This window comes from Streptomyces sp. R818 (assembly GCF_056172735.1).
In genome coordinates, this window is sequence record NZ_JAOCNE010000006.1 from 733,389 (window position 1) to 746,370 (window position 12,982).

General features: G+C 70.9%; 11 protein-coding genes. 4 read left to right on the plus strand and 7 right to left on the minus strand.

Translation table 11 applies throughout. The features are described from left to right. Position 1 precedes the first annotated feature (1 nt). Together N5I75_RS19710 and N5I75_RS19715 are read right to left on the minus strand one after the other, a co-directional pair. The gene (locus N5I75_RS19710) at positions 2 to 2,008 is read right to left on the minus strand and encodes a CocE/NonD family hydrolase (protein ID WP_476679231.1); all 2,007 of its coding nucleotides are present in this window, start codon (positions 2,006 to 2,008) and stop codon (positions 2 to 4) included. Between the two features lie 27 nt (positions 2,009 to 2,035). After that, positions 2,036 to 3,550, minus strand: coding sequence for a peptide MFS transporter (locus tag N5I75_RS19715; protein WP_476679232.1), 1,515 nt, complete (start codon positions 3,548 to 3,550; stop codon positions 2,036 to 2,038). A 247-nt stretch (positions 3,551 to 3,797) separates the two neighbouring features. Here N5I75_RS19715 and N5I75_RS19720 point away from each other — a divergent pair, with 247 nt between their 5' ends. The 4 genes from N5I75_RS19720 (at position 3,798) to N5I75_RS19735 (ending at position 8,085) form a co-directional block, all read left to right on the plus strand. Beyond that, positions 3,798 to 4,808 carry a polyprenyl synthetase family protein gene (locus tag N5I75_RS19720; RefSeq protein ID WP_476679233.1) on the plus strand — a complete coding sequence of 337 codons (1,011 nt, stop codon included), beginning with the start codon at positions 3,798 to 3,800 and terminating at the stop codon, positions 4,806 to 4,808. Positions 4,809 to 4,996: 188 nt separating this feature from the next. Continuing rightward, positions 4,997 to 6,199, plus strand: a complete 1,203-nt coding sequence (locus N5I75_RS19725) for a LolA family protein (RefSeq protein ID WP_476679234.1) — start codon at positions 4,997 to 4,999, stop codon at positions 6,197 to 6,199. A gap of 70 nt (positions 6,200 to 6,269) precedes the next feature. Next, positions 6,270 to 7,208: an ABC transporter ATP-binding protein gene (locus tag N5I75_RS19730; RefSeq protein ID WP_476679235.1), complete on the plus strand. Its 939-nt coding sequence runs from the start codon at positions 6,270 to 6,272 to the stop codon at positions 7,206 to 7,208. After that, positions 7,195 to 8,085: an ABC transporter permease gene (locus N5I75_RS19735; RefSeq protein ID WP_476679236.1), complete on the plus strand. Its 891-nt coding sequence runs from the start codon at positions 7,195 to 7,197 to the stop codon at positions 8,083 to 8,085. The genes N5I75_RS19730 and N5I75_RS19735 overlap by 14 nt, the downstream gene beginning before the upstream one ends. Here the strand turns inward: N5I75_RS19735 and N5I75_RS19740 are convergent. The 5 genes from N5I75_RS19740 to N5I75_RS19760 form a co-directional block, all read right to left on the minus strand. After that, positions 8,075 to 8,674 (minus strand): flavodoxin family protein, encoded by a 600-nt coding sequence (locus tag N5I75_RS19740; RefSeq protein WP_476679237.1) that lies wholly within the window; start codon positions 8,672 to 8,674, stop codon positions 8,075 to 8,077. The genes N5I75_RS19735 and N5I75_RS19740 overlap by 11 nt on opposite strands. Before the next feature lie 103 nt (positions 8,675 to 8,777). Continuing rightward, on the minus strand, positions 8,778 to 9,740 hold the full coding sequence (locus N5I75_RS19745) for a M28 family metallopeptidase (RefSeq protein ID WP_476679238.1): 963 nt from the start codon (positions 9,738 to 9,740) through the stop codon (positions 8,778 to 8,780). 714 nt (positions 9,741 to 10,454) lie between these two features. Continuing rightward, on the minus strand, positions 10,455 to 10,907 hold the full coding sequence (locus N5I75_RS19750) for a VOC family protein (RefSeq protein WP_476679239.1): 453 nt from the start codon (positions 10,905 to 10,907) through the stop codon (positions 10,455 to 10,457). Between the two features lie 37 nt (positions 10,908 to 10,944). Further along, positions 10,945 to 11,853: an EamA family transporter RarD gene (rarD, locus tag N5I75_RS19755; protein ID WP_476679554.1), complete on the minus strand. Its 909-nt coding sequence runs from the start codon at positions 11,851 to 11,853 to the stop codon at positions 10,945 to 10,947. Between the two features lie 195 nt (positions 11,854 to 12,048). Then, positions 12,049 to 12,918, minus strand: a complete 870-nt coding sequence (locus N5I75_RS19760) for an SDR family oxidoreductase (RefSeq protein WP_476679240.1) — start codon at positions 12,916 to 12,918, stop codon at positions 12,049 to 12,051. Positions 12,919 to 12,982 lie beyond the last annotated feature (64 nt).

A 12,982-nucleotide genomic window follows, 5' to 3' on the forward strand; every position in this document is an offset into this window, starting at 1 on the left:
CTCAGCCCGCCGTCCGCGGGATCCGCTTCTCCCACGTCCGGTGGAACACCACCTCGTCGCCTTCCCGGCACACAACCTCACTCGACGTGACGAACTCGTCTTCCGTGCAAGCGATTTCGGAGCGGGTGCGTACGGTCGTGTCCCAGGCGAGTTCCGGCCGGTGGAGCCGGATCGACCAGTCGGAGCGGGTGCGGGCGGTCAGCGGGTCGTCCTCCTGGATGGTGTACGTCTCCAAGGCGTCCTCGGTGAATTCGAGGCCGTCGGGGTAGACGCGGGTGCCGCCGTAGCGGGGGTCGACCTCCAGGCGCCATTCGCCCTTGGCCACGTCGCGGACGACGAGACGTTCGGGGCGCGGCTCGTCGAGCGAGGCGGGGTACACGACGCCGAGCGGTTCGGACTGCTCCGGGTCGCCGAAGGAGATGACGCCGCCGAGGGCACCGTCCCGTACCGGGAGTTCGAGGGCGCTGCCCGCCGGGTCGAGGGTGAAGCCGTTGGCCGAGCCCGGCTGGGGCCAGATCCAGGGCCAGTAGACGGAGGAGACGGCGAGGCGGATGCGGTGCCCGGCGGGGAAGGTGTGGCCGATGCCGTTCAGCTCGAAGGTGACGTCCTCGGTCGTGCCGGGCAGCCAGGGGACCGACGCGGCGCGGCCGTGGCGCGAGCCCAGGTTGAGCACGCCCCGGGTGACCAGGGTGGAGGAGCCGTCGGGGGCGATGTCGCAGAGCCGGGCGATCACCTGGCCGCGCGGGACCTGGCTGGTGATCCGTGCCGTGACGCGCGGGCGGCCCAGGACCCGTACGTCGTCCTCCACCTCGAACTCGAAGCAGGCCGACTTCGCGTCCTCGTCGCGCTGGTCGGGCGGCAGGTCCGCGTCGTTGCCGAAGGGGAAGAAGCGGCCCGCGTCGAGGCCGGTCTGCTGCGGGGAGCGGACCTGGACGGGGCTGCCCTGGAGGGCGTAGGTGACGGGGGAGACGTTGGGGGACGGCCAGGCGGGGTCGCCGACCCAGTGGCCCGGCAGCTTCTCGTAGACCGTGGCGGGCGGGTGGGAGTCGCTGATCCAGGAGCGGAGTTTGGGCTCGGCCATGACACCCGTACTGTCGTCGCCCTTGAGCCAGTGGTCCCACCAGCGCAGAGTCTCCTGGAGGAAGCCGATCGCCGGGCCCGGCGGCAGGCCCCGGTCCGGGTACTGGTGCGACCAGGGGCCGATGATCCCGCGCACTTGGTCGTCGGGGAGCGCTTCCACCAGCCGCAGGACTGTGTCGCGGTACGGGTCGTGCCAGCCGCCGACCGCGAGGACGCCCGCCTTGATCGCGGAGTAGTCCTCGCAGACGCTGCCGTGGCGCCAGTAGCCGTCGCGGGTCTGGTGCTTCAGCCAGGTGTGGATGAAGGGTTCGACGGCCTCCAAACGATCCGTCCACATCCGGCGCCAGTGGTCGCCGACGAACATCGGGTCGGGCGGGCGCGAGACGAACGCGAGCATGGTCGCCGCCCACGCGTGCATGTCCACGGCGAGGACGGAACCTCCCATGTAGTGCACGTCGTTGTCGTAGCGGTCGTCCGTACTGCACACGGTGACGATCGCCTTGAGCGGCTCGGGCGCGAGGGCCGCGATCTGCAGGGAGTTGAACCCGCCCCAGGAGATGCCGAACATGCCGACCTTGCCCGAGGACCACTCCTGCTCGGCCAGCCAGTGCACGACCTCGACGCCGTCGCTGAGCTCCTGCGCGTCGTACTCGTCGCCCGGCATCCCCTCGGAGTTGCCGTGCCCGCGCACGTCGACGCGGACGGAGGCGTAGCCGTGGCCCGCGTACCAGGGGTGGCGCTGCCAGTCGCGGGGCGCCGTCCAGTCGGAGAGCCGGTAGGGCAGGTATTCGAGGAGGACCGGCACAGGTTCGTCGGTGACCGGCCGCCAGACGCGCGCGAAGAGCGTCGTCCCGTCGGAGAGGGGTACGCGGATGTCCTCGCGCACCGTTCCGAACGGGAATGTCGTCTGGATCTTCGGAGTGCTCATGGCGGAACCTTCGCGGCGTTGGGGGGCTCAGTGAACGGGGTGCATGGTGCGGCGCAGCCACGGCGCCAGGGCGATGACGGCGACCCCGACGGCGACGGCGACCGCGCCGTTGACGCCGAAGTAGGCGGGGTTCGACACCTCGCCGTAGAGCTTCACGGTCTGGGCCTGGATGCCGTTGGCGAGGGCGAGCGAGAGGAACCAGAGCGACATGGTCTGGCTGGCGAAGGCGCGCGGGGCGAGCTTCGTCGTGGCGGACATGCCGGAGGTCTCCACGAGGATGTCGCCGAGCCCGAGCAGCAGATAGGAGCCGACGATCCACCAGACGGCCATCTTGTACGTGTCGCCGCTGTGCCCGGCGGTCGGCGCGACCATGAGCAGGAACGACAGCCCGCCGAGGATCACCCCGAATGCGATCTTGTTGGAGGCGTGCGGCTGGCGCCGTCCCATCCGCGCCCACACCCCGGCGACCACGGGCGCGAGGGCGACCTCGAAGGCGCCGAGCGCGGAGGCGTACCAGCCGGCCGGGAAGCCGAAGCCGAGGAGGGAGGTCTCGGCGTTGGTCGAGGCCAGCAGGATCATGGTCGAGTAGGCCTGGAAGAGGATGAAATTGAAGGCCACGGACGCGATGAAGAGCACCAGGTAGGGCCGCAGCCGCCCGCGCTCCTCGGCCGTCACGCGCGGACTGCGGAACATCACCGTGAAGTACACGACCGGCGCGATCACCGAGATGACCGTGAGGCAGTCCACGAAGCGGTCCATGGTCAGCCAGCCGACGGAGGCGAGCAGCACCGCGAGGGCGGCCACCACGACGACGCCCGCGACGATCATGCGGACCGCGCGCCGCATCCCCTCGGGCGCGAGCGCGTACTCGGCGGCGTGCTTGCGCCCGGCCAGGTGACGCCGTCCGGCCACGTACTGGATCAGGCCGAGGGTCATGCCGACGGCGGCGGCGGAGAAGCCCCAGTGCCAGCCCTTGTGGTCGCCGAGCCAGCCGGTGATCAGCGGTCCGGCGAAGGCGCCGATGTTGATCCCCATGTAGTACAGGGCGAACCCGGCGTCACGGCGCTCGTCGTCCGTCCGGTACAGCTTGCCGACCATGGAGGCCACGTTCGGCTTGAGCAGCCCGGTGCCGGCGCTGATCAGACCGAGCCCGACCCACGTCATCGCGGCGGTCGGCACCGCCATCGAGTAGTGGCCGCAGGCGATGAGGATGCCGCCCCACAGCACGGCGCGGTACGAGCCGAGGATCCGGTCGGCGAGCCAGCCGCCCGCGACGGAGACCAGGTAGACGAGCGTGCCGTACGCGGCGGACACCGACGCGGCGGTCCCGGCGGCCATGCCCATGCCGCCGTGTGCGACGGTGTCGGCGAAGAACAGCACGAGGATGGCCTGCATGCCGAGGAACGAGAACCGTTCCCAGACCTCCAGGCCGGACAGCGTGAGCAGGCCGCGCGGCTGCCCGAAGAAGGCGGTGTCGTCGCCGGGCGGCGGCTGGGCACCGGGTTCGGGGGCGGGTCCGGTGGTGTCGGTGGTGCGGGACAAAATACGTACTCCCGGTCGTATGGGCTGATCAAGAACATACCGGGGGTGTCCTGGAGCCGCCTGGTCCGGGTTGTCCGGGCAGGCGCCCCCTGTGATCGAAACGCGACCGGATACGCTGACTTGAGTGATGGCAGCGACACATCGACAAACCGTGTCATCGACCGAGTGAAGACCAAATGTTCGACCGAGTGATCGACCGAGTTCGCCATGTGAGCGTCGTGATCGTCAGCAGACAGGAGAACCTCTCGTGACCGTCGTCGGGACTTTCGGTCTTAGCGTGCGGGACCAGGCTCTCGAAGCCGATGTCCAGGCTGGATTGACGGCTGTCGAGGAGGGGCTGCTCGAGGCGACCAAGAGCGAGGTCCCCTTCATCACCGAGGCCGCCCAGCATCTGGTGCGGGCCGGCGGCAAACGCTTCAGGCCGCTGCTCGTGACGCTCGCCGCCCAGTTCGGCGACCCGTACGCGCCGGGCATCGTGCCCTCCGCCGTCGTCGTCGAGCTGACCCACCTGGCGACGCTCTACCACGACGACGTGATGGACGAGGCGGACGTGCGCCGGGGCGTGGAGAGCGCCAATCAGCGCTGGGGCAACTCGGTGGCCGTCCTGACCGGCGACTTCCTCTTCGCCCGCGCCTCGCACATCCTCGCCGACCTCGGCCCGGACGCCGTCCGCATCCAGGCGGAGGCGTTCGAACGCCTGGTCACCGGCCAGATCCTGGAGACCGCGGGCCCGGCCGACGGCCGCGACCCGGTCGACCACTACCTGGACGTGCTCAGCGGCAAGACGGGCTCGCTCATCGCCGTCGCCTGCCGCTTCGGCGCGATGATGTCCGGCGCCGACGAGACGGTCGTCGACGTCCTCACCCAGTACGGGGAGCGGCTCGGCGTCGCCTTCCAGCTCGCCGACGACGTGCTCGACATCGCCTCCGACTCCCACGAGTCCGGCAAGACCCCCGGCACCGACCTGCGCGAGGGCATCCCCACGCTGCCGGTCCTGCGCCTGCGCGAGCGCGCCCGCCTCCTCGGCCTCCCCGAGGACCAGGCCCTCGTCGACCTCCTCGACTCCGACCTCACGGACGACGCCAAGCTCGCCGAGGCGATCTCCCGGCTCCGCGCCCACCCGGCCCTGGAGCAGGCCCGCCGCGACACCGTGCGGTACGCGCAGGAGGCCCGCGCCACCCTGACCCCGCTCCCGGAGTGCGAGGCGAAGGCGGCGCTGACCGAACTCTGCGACGCGGTGGTGCACCGGGCGGGCTGACCCTGAGCCGTAGGGGGTGGGTGTCATCCCACAGGCGTACGCGGAGTTGATCCCGCGGACTGACGCTTCGTGGTGGCCGGTTTGGTCAGATGGGGTACACCACTCCTTACCAATTCGGGTGAGAATGGCGGCTCGGGGTGGACGAGTACGCAGGGCGCCGCCGCCGAAGACGGAGGTAGGGCATCAGCATGGCACCGTACGAATCCGAAGACAGCCAGGGCGCCGGGCGCCGCAAGCTGGCCCGGTACGCGGTCCCCGTGGCCGTCGTGGGGGTGGCGGCGGCGACGATCGGCCTCGTCCCGGCGCTCGCCGACTCCGGCGACCCGGACCTGCCGAAGATCACGGCCCAGGAACTCATCGAGAAGATCGCCGCGTCGGACACCGAACAGCTGTCCGGCACCCTCACGATCCACACGGACCTCGGCCTGCCGTCGCTCGGTGACGCGGCCTCGGGCCTGACCGGCGGGAACGGCGGACGGGGCGGGGACAAGGGCACCACGTCGGCCGACCCGCGGGAGAAGCTGACGGAACTCGCGACCGGCACGCACACCCTCCGCGTCGCGGCGGACGGCGAGAACCGCCAGAAGCTCTCGGTCCTGGACGACGCGTCCGAGTACAGCGTGATCCACAACGGCGCGGACGTCTGGGCCTACGACAGCGAGTCGGACCAGGCGTTCCACGCCAAGGCCGAGGACCGGGCGGGGAAGAAGCGGTCACCGGACGTCCCGGCGACCCCGAAGCAGCTCACGGACGAGATCCTGAAGGCTTCCGCCGACACGACGTCGTTCTCGGTCGACGGAACGGCGCAGGTCGCGGGCCGTGACGCGTACCGGCTGCAGATCAAGCCGAAGCAGTCGGGGTCGACGGTCGGCGCGATCACGGTCTCCGTGGACGCGAAGACGGGTACGCCGCTGAAGTTCACGCTGACCCCGGCGAGCGGCGGCGCGGCGGTGGTCGACGCGGGCTTCACCAAGGTCGACTTCGCGAAGCCGTCCGCGTCGACCTTCGATTTCAAGCCGTCCAAGGGCACGAAGGTCACGGAGGCCGACGACCTGCCGAAGCAGGACCACGGCCGGCCCGAGCGGGCCCCGAAGGCCGCGGACCTGAGCGGCCTCAAGGTGCTCGGCGAGGGCTGGACCTCGGTCGCCGAGCTGAAGCTGCCGGGCGACGCGGCCGGAGCGGCGGGCCTGGCCTCCGGCTCCGCGTCCAGCGGGATGCCGGCCGACGCGCAGAAGTTCCTGGACTCCCTCGGCGACAAGGTGACGGGGAAGTTCGGCTCGGGCACGGTCTACTCGACCCGCCTGGTGAACGTACTGATCACCGAGGACGGGAAGGTCTACGCGGGCGCGGTCACCAAGTCCGCGCTGGTGAAGGCGGCCGACGCGGGCTGACAAGGCGGCGAGGGGTGGCGGGGGACCGGCGCACACGGTCCCCCGCCACCGCACGTGACAGGGGAGGGGCATGGCGCCGGTCATCGAGACCCGGGAGCTGACCAAGCGGTACCGGGGCGGCCAACTGGCGGTCGACCGGCTGAGCCTGACCGTCCCGGAAGGCGCCGTCTTCGGCTTCCTCGGACCGAACGGCTCGGGCAAGACCACCACCATCCGCATGCTGATGGGCCTGATCGAACCGACCGCGGGCGCCGCCCGGGTCCTCGGCCACCCGATGCCGCGCGCCACCCGGGCCGTCCTGCCGCACGTCGGCGCGCTCATCGAGGGCCCGGCCCTGTACGGCTTCCTGAACGGCCGCGACAACCTGCTCCGCTACGACTCGGCCGACCCCACCGCGGACCCCCGCACCCGCACGGCGCGGGTCGCGCAGGCCCTGGACCGGGTGGGCCTGACGGCCGCCGCGACCAAGAAGGCCAAGGCCTACTCGCTCGGCATGAAACAGCGCCTGGGCCTCGCCGCGGCGCTGCTGCAGCCCCGCCGCCTCCTGGTCCTGGACGAGCCGACCAACGGCCTCGACCCCCAGGGCATGCGCGAGATCAGAACGCTCGTCCGCGAACTGGCGTCGGACGGCACCACGGTCTTCCTCTCCTCCCATCTCCTGGACGAGATCGAGCAGGTCTGCACGCACGCGGCGGTGATGGCGCAGGGCCGCCTGCTGACGCAGGGCCCGGTGGGGGACCTGGCGGCGGGAGCGCGGGGAAAACTGCGCGTGACGACCCCGGACACGACGGAAGCGACGCGCGTACTGAAAGAACAAGGACTCACGGTCCTGGAGACGACGGACACGGACGTGACGGCGGACCCCCCACCCCCCGACACGGAGCTGTCGGACCTGAACGCGGCGCTGGTAGCGGCGGGCGTCCGGGTACGAGGCTTCGGCATGGAACGGGCATCGCTGGAGGACGCGTTCGTGGCCCTGACGGGAGAGGGCTTCGATGTCGCGGGCTGAACCGCTGGCGGCGAGGGAGCCGCGACCCCGCCCACTCCGGACGCTGGGCCTGCTGCGCAACGAGCTGACGACGACTCTGCGCCGCTGGCGGACGCTGGCGCTGCTCGCGGTGCTGGCGGGCGTCCCGATCCTGATCGGCGTGGCGGTGAAGATCGAGACGAGCGACGGCTCGTCGATGGGCGGGGGCGGCCCCGAGGGCGGCGGCGGCCCGGCGTTCATCGCGCAGATCACGAACAACGGCCTGTTCCTGGTGTTCACCGCGCTGGCGGCGACGCTCCCGTTCTTCCTGCCGATGGCGGTAGGGGTGATCGCGGGTGACGCGGTGGCGGGCGAGGCCAACGCGGGAACGCTGCGCTACCTCCTGGTGGCCCCGGCGGGCCGCACCCGCCTCCTCCTGACGAAGTACGCGACGACCCTGGCGTTCTGCGTCCTTGCGACGCTGGTGGTGGCAATAACGGCCCTGCTCACAGGGGCGCTCCTCTTCCCCCTGGGCGACGTGGTGACGATCTCGGGCACCCGCATCACTTTCGCCGAGGGCCTGGGCCGAGCGCTGCTGATAGCCCTGACGGTGGCGGCGTCACTCATCGGCATAGCGGCGCTGGGCCTCTTCATCTCCACTCTCACCAACAGCGGCATCGCGGCGATGGCGACAACGGTGGGCCTGCTGATCACGATCCAGATCCTGGACCAGATCCCGCAGCTCCACGCACTGCAGCCGTACTTCTTCTCCCACCACTGGCTGTCGTTCGCGGACCTGATGCGGGACCCGGTCTACTGGGACGACCTGCTGAAGAACCTGGAACTCCAGGCGCTGTACGCGGCGGTCTTCGGCTCGGCGGCGTGGGCCCGCTTCACGGCGAAGGACATCACGGCGTAGGGGGCTGCTCCTCGTAGGGAAAGCGGGCGAGCGGCGCCTCTTGGGCGAAGAAGGTCTTGGCCCGGGCCAGGGCCCGCGTGTCCTTGCGTACGTCACCGGGCTTGCTGCCGTTGCCGAGGAGCACGCCGCCGAAGCGCATGCCCATGTACGCGGCCGAGTTGCGCAGGGTGCCGACGAGCGGCTCGGCGACCACCTCCTCCTCGTGGGCGAGCGCGGTCACGCCCCACAGGGTGCGCCCGGCGAGGGTGTCCTTGAAATCGATGCCCGGGGTGCGCAGCCAGCCCGACCAGTGATCCAGATACCGCTTGGTGGAGGCGGAGACCGAGTACCAGTACAGCGGCGACGCGATGACGATGTCGGTGGCGTCGAGCGTGGCATCGAGCAGCAGGGCGACGTCGTCGCCGTGCGGCCGTACGTGGTCGGAGTCGTGCCGCAGGTCCTCGAAGTCCGGCAGCGGGTGTGCGGCCAGGTCGATCCAGCGCTGCCCGACGTCGGAGGGCAGTTGCTCGGCGGCGGCGCGAGCGAGGATCTCGGTGTTGCCCTCGCTGCGGCTGCTGCCGAGCACGAACAGGAACTTGCGGTCGGACATGGCTTTCCCCCAGCGCGAACGGTGACGCGACGATGTACTTGCGCGTGCAGTATATGCACACGCAAGTACATCGGGGAAGGGGATGCTCCACCAGTACCGGGTACTACTGAGCCAGCTCCCACAGGGCGTAGGCGATGGCGTCACTGTTGCGGTCGAGGGCGGTGGTGTCGATGTTCGTCGACCGGTCGCAGGACGAGTGGTAGCAAGGGTCGAACGCCCGGCCCGCGGTGCCGCCCCACTTCTGCGCCTGGGCGGCGGTCTTGTAGTAGTCGGCGCCGCTGAACAGCCCGCCGACCGGGATCCCGGCGTTCTTGAACGGGGCGTGGTCGGAGCGCCCGTCGCCCTCGGTCTCGATCTCGGTCGGAACGCCGATCCCGGCGTAGTAGTCCTTGAACACCTTCTCCAGGGCGGGATCGTCGTCGTAGACGAAGTAGCCCGGGTTGGGCGACCCGATCATGTCGAAGTTCAGATACCCGTCGATCCGCGACCGGTCGGTGAGAGACAAGGAACTCACGTAGTTCCGCGACCCGACCATCCCCAGCTCCTCGGCGCCCCACCAGCCGAACCGCAGATGCTTCGTCGGCTTGAACTGGGCGCGGGAGACGGCGAGCGCGGTCTCCAGGATCGCGGCGGAACCGGAGCCGTTGTCGTTGATGCCGGGTCCCGCGGTGACGCTGTCCAGGTGGGCGCCGGCCATGACGACCTGGTTGGTGTCGCCGCCGGGCCAGTCCGCGACGAGGTTGTAGCCGGTGCGGCCGCCGGACGTGAACTGCTTCACCGAGGTGGTGAACCCGGCGGCGTCCAGCTTCGCCTTCACGTAGTCGAGGGAGGCCTTGTAGCCGGGGCGGCCGTGGGCGCGGTTGCCGCCGTTGGCGGTGGCGATGGACTGGAGGGAGGTGAGATGCGCCTTGACGGAGGCGACGGGGATGTCCGGGGCGGCGAGCGGGGCCGGGTCCGGGGCGGGGGCCGCGCCGGCCGGGGTGGCTCCCGTGCCGAGCAGGGTGGCGGCGGTGAGGAGGGCGGCGGCGGTGAGCCGCGGGCGTATGCGTCTGAGGTGCAGGGGCATGTGGGGGCTCCTGGTTCCTGTTTTGGGTGGCCCGATGGTCCTGGGGGCCTGACGCCCGGTCAAGAGCGGATTCTGGTCACCGGTGTCCGTATAGCGGGCGGGGCGGGGCTGAGGTCGGGGTATCCGGCGGGGCGGGGCCGGGCAGGTGACCGGGATTGAGCGCGGAGCCCCTCCAGGGACGTCCCGGCACTGAGCACCCCCCGCACCAGGCACGAACCTCCCTGAACGCGCCCCAGAAGCCGCCCGCGCCCTTCCCCGGGCCTGCGTCCACGCCCCCAGCGCCGCGCCGAGCCACCCGCGCCGGTCCCCGGGGCCTGCTTCCACACTCATCCGGCGCTGGACTGCCGCCTTGCCCACCCTGCCGCCCCAGGCGGCAGATTGCCCAAGGCGGGTGGGAAGGTGCGGGGAGCGGCAGGTTGTTCGAGGCGGGGTGGGGAGGTGCGGGGAGCGGCAGGTTGCCCGAGGCGGGGTGCATGGCACTCGGCGGCGCAGGTTCCAGGGAGGGGCGTCAGGCGTCCGGGGTGGGCGGTGTTTGGGGAGGGGGCACCGGTCCGCAGTCGCGATTCGGCCGGAGGGGACGCGTCGGGGTGCCCCCGCAGGACTCCGCTGGAATGCAGTGCAGGGTGACTCGCCCATGGCGGACCGTGGGGGATGAGGCCTATCCGGCCGAGGAGGCACCCCGGCGCGGCCCCGCCCCACGCACCCCCTCGGCGCTCACTGCACGCAGAACTCGTTCCCCTCCGGGTCCGTCATGAGTACCCACCGCCCCCCGCGCTCCTCCACGTCCCGCACCACCCGCGCCCCCAACCCCACCAGCCGCTCCGCCTCCGCGTCCCGCGACGCCCCCGCCCCGACATGCACATCGATGTGCAGCCGGTTCTTCCCGGACTTCACTTCCGGCACCCGCTGGAACAGAATCCGCCGCCCGAGCCCCGTCCCGCTCTCCTCGTCGACCGGATCATCGGGGTGGCGAACGGCGACGAGATCGCGGAAGGCGAGCCGCCCCCACCGTTCGACGGTCTCCTCCGGCCGAACGGCCCCGACCCCGAGGAGCCGCTCGATCAACGCGGAGTTGTCCTCGATCTCGTAACCAAGAGCGGCCCCCCAGAACTCCACCTGCGCATGCGGATCACCGGCATCGACGACAAGCTTCCAGTCAAAGGTCATGGCCCACTTATAGAGGACAACTAGGCCGCAGCCCGCCCTACTTCAGCCGAACCTCGACCTCACTCGCCGCCTCGACAGGCCCGGCCGCCACCACCCGCGCCCGAGCCACCGCAACCCGCCCAGCCCGAGCGGAGCGCAACGCGTCCCAGGTCAGCACCACCAACGCCAGCCACACCAGCCCGAACCCGGCCCACCGCTCCGCCGGCATCTCCTCATGGAAGTAGACGATCCCGAGGATGAACTGGAAGACGGGCGCGAGGTACTGCAACAGCCCGAGCGTGGACAGCGGCACCCGAATGGCCGCCGCGCCGAAGCAGACGAGCGGCACGGCGGTGACAAGCCCGGTGGAGGCGAGCAGCGCGGCATGTCCGACCCCCTCGGTGCCGAAGGTGGACCGCCCCTGCGCGCCCAGCCACAGCAGATACCCGAGCGCGGGAAGGAACTGCACGGCGGTCTCGGCGGCCAGCGATTCGAGCCCGCCGAGATTGACCTTCTTCTTCACCAGCCCGTACGTCCCGAAGGAGAACGCGAGAACGAGCGAGATCCAGGGCGGCTGCCCGTACCCGATGGCGAGAACGAGAACGGCGACCAGCCCCACCCCCACGGCGGCCCACTGAGCGACCCGCAGCCGCTCCTTCAGCAGGAGGACGCCGAGCGCGATGGAGACGAGCGGGTTGATGAAGTACCCGAGGGACGCCTCGACGACATGCCCGGAGTTCACCGACCAGATGTAGACGCCCCAGTTGACGGTGATGACGGCGGCGCCGAGCGCGACGAGCCCGAGCCGCTTGGGCTGCCGCAGCAACTCCCGGGCCCACCCCCACCGTCGTACGAAGAGCATGGCGACGCCGACGAAGGCGAGCGACCACACCATCCGGTGGGCCAGGATCTCCACGGACCCGGCGGGTTTGAGCAGCGGCCAGAAGAGGGGCACGAGCCCCCACATCCCATAGGCGGCGAAGCCGTTGACGAGCCCCGTATGAGCCTCGTTCTTCTTCGCAGCGACGACCGAACCGTCCCGCACGGACCCTCCTCATGACACTGGCCGGCAGCCTCGCGGCGGCCACAAGCAAGGTAGCGCCGCGAGCCTGCCGATGTCATGCCCGTATCGCCATACGGTCCTGACGACAGCAAAGCACCGTCACTTAAAGGCGTCGGCGATGGCATCGGCGATGGCATCGGCGACCGGAGTGGTACCCCGCCCGATGAGCCGAGCAAGATCCCCGTTCTGCCGGGCGAGCAGCCCCTGCTCGATGGCGGTGTCGACCCCGACGAGGATCTCGGCGAACGGGGCGGGCAGCCCGGCGCCCAGCAGCACTTCGAGGTTCTCCTCGGGCGTCACGGCGCGGTAGACGACGTCCTTGCCGGACTGCCTGGCGACCTCGGCGGCGTACTCGGCGAGCGACCAGGCGACGTCCCCGCTCAGCTCGTACGCGCGGCCCTCGTGGCCTTCCCCGGTGAGGACGGCGACGGCGGCGGCCGCGTAGTCGGCGCGCGAGGCGGAGGCGACGCGGCCCTCACCGGCGGAGGCGAGGACGGCGCCGTGCTCGAGGACGACGCCGAGGTTCCCGGTGTAGTTCTCGTGGTACCAGCCGTTGCGCAGGAAGGTGTAGGGGAGGCCGGAGTCGAGGACGGCCTGCTCGGTGACCTTGTGCTCGTCGGCGAGCGCGAAGTCGGCGTCGGGCCCGCCGAGCACGCCGGTGTACGCGAGGGAGGCGACGCCCGCGGCCTTGGCGGCGTCGATGACGGCCCGGTGCTGGGCGACACGCCGCCCGACCTCACTGCCGGAGATCAGCAGCACCTTGTCCCCGGCGCGGAACACCCCGCTCAGCGTCTCGGGCGCGTTGTAGTCGGCGACACGCAGCTCGACGCCCCGGGCGGCGAGAGCGGCGGCCTTCTCCTTGTCGCGCACGACGGCGACGATCTCCCCGGCGGGCACACCCGCGTCGAGCAGCCCTTCGACGACGAGACGGCCGAGGTGGCCGGTGGCTCCGGTGATGACGAGGCTCATGACGGTTATCTCCTGTATCGCCCAATTACGCGTTCGTTCTCCCCTCACCGTAAGACGGACACTG

Bases quoted from the DNA above. Each gene is read 5' to 3' on its own strand.
- N5I75_RS19710 (WP_476679231.1), bottom strand. From the start codon at position 2,008: ATGAGCACTCCGAAGATCCAGACGACATTCCCGTTCGGAACGGTGCGC.
- N5I75_RS19725 (WP_476679234.1), top strand. From the start codon at position 4,997: ATGGCACCGTACGAATCCGAAGACAGCCAGGGCGCCGGGCGCCGCAAG.
- N5I75_RS19730 (WP_476679235.1), top strand. From the start codon at position 6,270: ATGGCGCCGGTCATCGAGACCCGGGAGCTGACCAAGCGGTACCGGGGC.
- N5I75_RS19735 (WP_476679236.1), top strand. From the start codon at position 7,195: ATGTCGCGGGCTGAACCGCTGGCGGCGAGGGAGCCGCGACCCCGCCCA.
- N5I75_RS19740 (WP_476679237.1), bottom strand. From the start codon at position 8,674: ATGTCCGACCGCAAGTTCCTGTTCGTGCTCGGCAGCAGCCGCAGCGAG.
- N5I75_RS19745 (WP_476679238.1), bottom strand. From the start codon at position 9,740: ATGCCCCTGCACCTCAGACGCATACGCCCGCGGCTCACCGCCGCCGCC.
- N5I75_RS19750 (WP_476679239.1), bottom strand. From the start codon at position 10,907: ATGACCTTTGACTGGAAGCTTGTCGTCGATGCCGGTGATCCGCATGCG.
- rarD (WP_476679554.1), bottom strand. From the start codon at position 11,853: ATGTGGGGGCTCGTGCCCCTCTTCTGGCCGCTGCTCAAACCCGCCGGG.
- N5I75_RS19760 (WP_476679240.1), bottom strand. From the start codon at position 12,918: ATGAGCCTCGTCATCACCGGAGCCACCGGCCACCTCGGCCGTCTCGTC.